1 tRNA gene and 1 rRNA gene are annotated in these 2,058 nt (G+C 52.3%); both read left to right on the plus strand.

What is annotated here, in order from left to right:
• The first annotated feature begins 281 nt into the window (after positions 1 to 281).
• Positions 282 to 1,812: ribosomal RNA gene (locus CIK95_RS02105) — 16S ribosomal RNA — on the plus strand.
• A 171-nt stretch (positions 1,813 to 1,983) separates the two neighbouring features.
• Positions 1,984 to 2,057: transfer RNA gene (locus CIK95_RS02110), tRNA-Ile, on the plus strand.
• The last annotated feature ends 1 nt before the right edge of the window (position 2,058 follow it).

The raw sequence follows: 2,058 nt of genomic DNA on the forward strand, positions 1-2,058 counted from the left end.
TTTGGTTTGTGTTGAAAAAAGCTATACCTTTGCATCCGCTTTCGAGAATGAAACACTTCTCCTGAGCGCTGAAGAAAGAGTTCTTTGAAAGATTTAAGATAAACAGAAGAGTAGTAGTACAAGAAGCGAGCGGCTTCCGGAGCGATCGGGAAGCCACTTGGGTAAAATGAAGCTACCGTCAATAAATATAGAGACAGGTACTTTAGACTTGAACTAAGGATATTAGCGTCCTGAACAGAGCAAACAATCATCCACTTATAGTGGAGTTGGACAATATTTTTACAATGGAGAGTTTGATCCTGGCTCAGGATGAACGCTAGCTACAGGCTTAACACATGCAAGTCGAGGGGCAGCATCGCGATAGCTTGCTATTGCGGATGGCGACCGGCGCACGGGTGAGTAACGCGTATCCAACCTTCCCGCAACTGGGGAATAACCTTGCGAAAGTAAGACTAATACCCCATGGTCTCCACGGATGGCATCTGAAATGGAGTAAAGGTTTCGGCCGGTTGCGGATGGGGATGCGTCCGATTAGCTTGACGGCGGGGTAACGGCCCACCGTGGCATCGATCGGTAGGGGTTCTGAGAGGAAGGTCCCCCACATTGGAACTGAGACACGGTCCAAACTCCTACGGGAGGCAGCAGTGAGGAATATTGGTCAATGGGCGGAAGCCTGAACCAGCCAAGTAGCGTGAAGGACGACTGCCCTATGGGTTGTAAACTTCTTTTATGCGGGGATAAAGTTCGCCACGTGTGGCGTTTTGCAGGTACCGCATGAATAAGGACCGGCTAATTCCGTGCCAGCAGCCGCGGTAATACGGAAGGTCCAGGCGTTATCCGGATTCATTGGGTTTAAAGGGAGCGTAGGCCGCCTTTTAAGCGTGTTGTGAAATGTAGGGGCTCAACCCCTGCACTGCAGCGCGAACTGGAGGGCTTGAGTACACACAAAGTAGGCGGAATTCATGGTGTAGCGGTGAAATGCTTAGATATCATGAAGAACCCCGATTGCGAAGGCAGCTTACTGGAGTGTAACTGACGCTGAAGCTCGAAAGCGCGGGTATCGAACAGGATTAGATACCCTGGTAGTCCGCGCGGTAAACGATGGATGCCCGCTGTTTGCCACTTTGGTAAGCGGCCAAGCGAAAGCGTTAAGCATCCCACCTGGGGAGTACGCCGGCAACGGTGAAACTCAAAGGAATTGACGGGGGCCCGCACAAGCGGAGGAACATGTGGTTTAATTCGATGATACGCGAGGAACCTTACCCGGGCTTGAATTGCAGGAGAACGATCCAGAGATGGTGAGGCCCTTCGGGGCTCCTGTGAAGGTGCTGCATGGTTGTCGTCAGCTCGTGCCGTGAGGTGTCGGCTTAAGTGCCATAACGAGCGCAACCCCTCTCCGTAGTTGCCATCGGGTGAAGCCGGGCACTCTGCGGATACTGCCACCGTAAGGTGTGAGGAAGGTGGGGATGACGTCAAATCAGCACGGCCCTTACGTCCGGGGCTACACACGTGTTACAATGGGGCATACAGAAAGCAGGCGGCCGGCAACGTCCGTCTAATCATCAAAGTGTCCCTCAGTTCGGACTGGGGTCTGCAACCCGACCCCACGAAGCTGGATTCGCTAGTAATCGCGCATCAGCCATGGCGCGGTGAATACGTTCCCGGGCCTTGTACACACCGCCCGTCAAGCCATGAAAGCCGGGGGTGCCTGAAGTCCGTGACCGCAAGGATCGGCCTAGGGCAAAACTGGTAATTGGGGCTAAGTCGTAACAAGGTAGCCGTACCGGAAGGTGCGGCTGGAACACCTCCTTTCTGGAGAGACGCAATATCTGAAGGATGAAGGAAAGTCTTATATATATTATATTATATAGGTAGTTGAGTGTTACTCCTTAGGCTTTCTTGTACTACCGCGAATCTGAAAAAGAGAATAGAAAGAAACTGGGCGCAGTTAAGCCCACAGGTTAATTGAACGCCGAGTCAGACAGTCCTATAGCTCAGTTGGTTAGAGCGCCACACTGATAATGTGGAGGTCGGCAGTTCAAGTCTGCCTGGGACTAC

It is taken from the genome of Prevotella sp. P5-108, assembly GCF_002251385.1.
In the GTDB taxonomy this organism is placed as follows: domain Bacteria; phylum Bacteroidota; class Bacteroidia; order Bacteroidales; family Bacteroidaceae; genus Prevotella.